A 3,581-nucleotide genomic window follows, 5' to 3' on the forward strand; every position below is an offset into this window, starting at 1 on the left:
ACAAGCCCCGTTCCGCCGCCCGCGACGCCATCTGAATGCTCAGGATGGAGTCGCCGCCCAGCGCGAAGAAGTTGTCCCTCACCCCCACGCGTTCCAGCCCCAGCAGGCCTTGCCAGATTTCCACCAGCGTCGCCTCGGCCTCGGTCTCCGCCGCCGCCGCCCCCGTCTCGACCACCGGATCCGGCAGACGCTTGCGGTCCACTTTGCCGTTGGCGCTCAGCGGCAAGCTGTCCAGCGCCATGATCGACGCGGGCAGCATGTAGGGCGGCAAGCGCCGCGCCAGCGCGTCGCGAACCGCGGCAAGATCCAAACTCGCGCCCGGCAGCAACAGCACATAGCCGGCGATGATTCGCCGCCCGTCTCGCTCGACCACCGAAGCCACGCCGCGCTCCACGCCCGGCGCCGCCGCTAGCGCGGCTTCGATTTCGCCGATCTCGATCCGGAAACCGCCGATCTTGACCTGGTCGTCCACTCGTCCCAGGAATTCGAGATTGCCGTCGGCAAGAACGCGCGCGCGGTCGCCGGTCCGGTACATCCGCTCGCCCGGCACAAAGGGATTGTCGACAAAACGGTAAGCAGTGAGATCCGGCTGGCCGAGATAACCCAGCGCCACGCCCGCGCCGGCGATCCACAGATCGCCCGGCACGCCCACCGGCACCGCTTGCAGCGAGGAGGACAACACATAAAGCCGCTGCCCCGGCAGATGGCGGCCGTAGGGCACGAAGGCGGCGTCGGACGCCAGTTCCCGCGTGTCGTACCAGCACGACCAGATGGCCGCCTCGGTGGCGCCGCCCAGCGCCAGCACCTCAGGATCGGACGTCGCGGCCGCTCGGATCTGCGCGGGCAGCCCCACCGGCACGCGGTCGCCGCTCAACATCGCCAGCTTCAAGGAAGGCGGTAGCGCGCGCCCGCTTTGCCGGCACTCAAGCAGCAACAGCTCCATCACCGCCGGCACGGATTCCCATACCGTCGCCCCCTCGCGCGTCATCAGTTCCAGCCACACGGCTGGCGCGATCGTCGACGATTCCGGCGCGAGCAAGACGGCGGCACCCGCCGCGAACGCGCCGAAGAAATCGAATACCGACAGGTCGAAACCCGCCGCCGACACGCACATCAAGCGGTCGGACGCGCCTATCTCATAGCGGCGCAGGAAGACCTCTATCGTCAGCGAGGCCGCGCGATGGGTGATCATCACGCCCTTGGGTTTGCCGGTGGACCCGGAGGTGAACATCACATAGGCCAGATCGTCGAGCGCCGCGTCCGGCAGCGCGACATCGGCCGGCGGCGTTTCGTCGATCAGGATCGCCCGCGCGGCGACGCCGTCCAACATCGGCAGATGCTCGCGCGTCGTCAGCACGTAGCCGACCGTGGCCAGCAGATCGCGCAATCGTCCCGGCGGCATCGCCGGATCGGCCGGCACATAAGCGCAGCCGGCGCGCATCACGCCCGAGTACGCGGCGACCGCGCGCGCGCTCCTAGGCAGCAGCACGGCGACCGGTTCGCGCTTCGCGCCCGCCGCCGCCACGGCCCTCGCCGTGCGCAGCGTCTCGTCGGCCAGCTCCCGGTAATTCATCGCTTCGTCCACGCCGATGATCGCCGGCGCCAGCGGCGTCAGCTCGGCGTGCCGCTCTATGCCCGCGTGCAGCAGATAACCTTCGCCTACCGGCGGCGTCGCGTTCCAGTCGTGAATCAGTCGGCGCGCCTCGTCGTCGTCCACCAGGGTCAGATCGCCAAGCCGGGCATCCGGCTGTGCGGCGAGTTGGGAGAGCAGGTGCATGAAGCTCGCGCCCAAGCGGCCTATGCTCTCCTCGTCGTAACGCGAGGCGTCGAAATCGACGTAGAGCACGGTCTCCTCGCCTGGAATCAACTGGCCGACCAGCGGATAGTTGGTGCGCGTTTCGGCGGCTGCGAACTCGCTGACGTCGAAACCGGCATCGCCCCGGGCCAGCGTCCGATCCACCGGATAGTTTTCCACCACGAACAAGCTGCTCAGGAGCTCGCCGCCCTCGTAGCCCGCCCAGCGCTGGATGTCTGTGAGCGAGGCCGCCCCCAGCCTGGCCCGCTCACTCTGCTGTTCATGCAACTGCCGCAGCCATTGCGATACGCTCGCGTCGTCGTCCATGACCACGCGCACCGGCACCGTGTTGATGAAAAGGCCGACCATCCGCTCGACGCCCGGCAAGGTCGCCGGCCGGCCGGACAAGGTGGTGCCGAACACCACGTCGCGCCCGCCGCCGGCATAGCCCAGCGTCAACGCCCAAGCGCCGGTCAGCAGGCTGGCGCGGGTCACGCCGGCCCGCCGCGCCGCGCGGTCTACCTGCTCGCGCAGCGCCGCGTCGAAGACGAAGGCGCGCCGGCCCTGGCCCTGCGCTTGAGGTCCGCGCGCCGGAGACGCGAAACCAATGGGCGTGGGCTCCTCTATGCCCTCCAGCACTTGCTTCCAGTACTCCGCCTGTTCGCGCGCGTCCCGCGCGGCCAGCCAGTTCACGAAGGGCAGAAAACGGCTGCCCGGCAGCGGAGCCGCCTCGCCCGCGCCGAGCTCGGCGTAACGGCCAAGCACCTGCTTCAGAATCAGCGGCACCGACCAGCCGTCCACCACCGCGTGGTGGTAGCTCCACAAGAAGCGCCAAGCGTCGCCGGGCTCGCGCACCAGGGTGCCGCGCAGCAAGGGTCCGCGTTCGAGATCGAAGCCGCGTTCGCGGTCAAGCTCGCGCAAGGCCGCGAAGCGGCTGGCGCAGGCGTCGGCGGACACGTCTCCCCAGTCCAGCGTCTCCCAGTCCGGGTCCAGACGAGGGTGAACGATTTGGACCGCGCTCTTCAGCCCCCGCCAGCGGAAGGTGGTGCGCAGCGCGGCGTGCGCCGCCGCAACATCGAACCAGGCTTGGCGGAAGCGCTCCGCATCGAAAGCCCCGCTCATTTTCCAGTGCAGTTGTTCCACGTAGAGCGGCGCGCCGTCGTCGGCAATGGAATGGAACAAAATGCCCTGCTGCAGCGGCGTAAGACCGTACAGGGCCTCCAGCCGCGGATGCTCGCGCTCGATCGCGTCGATCTCGCCCTGGTCCAGATGGGCAAGCGGCAGGTCCGACGGCGTCAGCCCTCCAGACTCCGGCGACTGGCAATGCGCCAGCACCGCGTCCAGTTCCGCGCGGAAGCCCTCCGCCAGCGCCTTGATCGCGTCTTCCCGCTGTCGCGCCGCGCTATACAGCCAGTCCACCCGCAAGCGCCCTTCGTGCACCTGCGCCACCACGTCCAGCCCATAGCGCCGCGTCATCCCCGCCCCGCGCGTCCCGCCCGGCGGCTCCCCCAACCACGTGGCGCGCGGCTCGCCGCCCTCCTCCAGCCGCCATTGGCCCAGGTAGTTGAAGCACACCGTGCGCGCATGGCCGCCCAGCGCCGACCCGCGGCCGCCGTAACGCAGCGCGTGGTAAGCCAGGCCGCCGTCCGGCACGCTCCGCATCCGCTCCTTCACCCGTTTCAGATCCCCTGACAGCTCCCCGCTCAGCGGCAGCCGCAGCGGATACAGGCTGGTGAACCAGCCCACGGTGCGCGACACGTCCACGCCCGCCAGCCCGTCACGGCCG

Annotated in this window: 1 protein-coding gene; it reads right to left on the reverse strand. The window is 69.7% G+C overall.

The genetic code is table 11. From position 1 onward, the window contains the following. A partial coding sequence (locus ACUXV1_RS23115; protein ID WP_446016759.1) for an amino acid adenylation domain-containing protein occupies positions 1-3,581 on the reverse strand: 3,581 nt, incomplete at both ends.

Source organism: Chromobacterium sp. W521 (genome assembly GCF_052805975.1).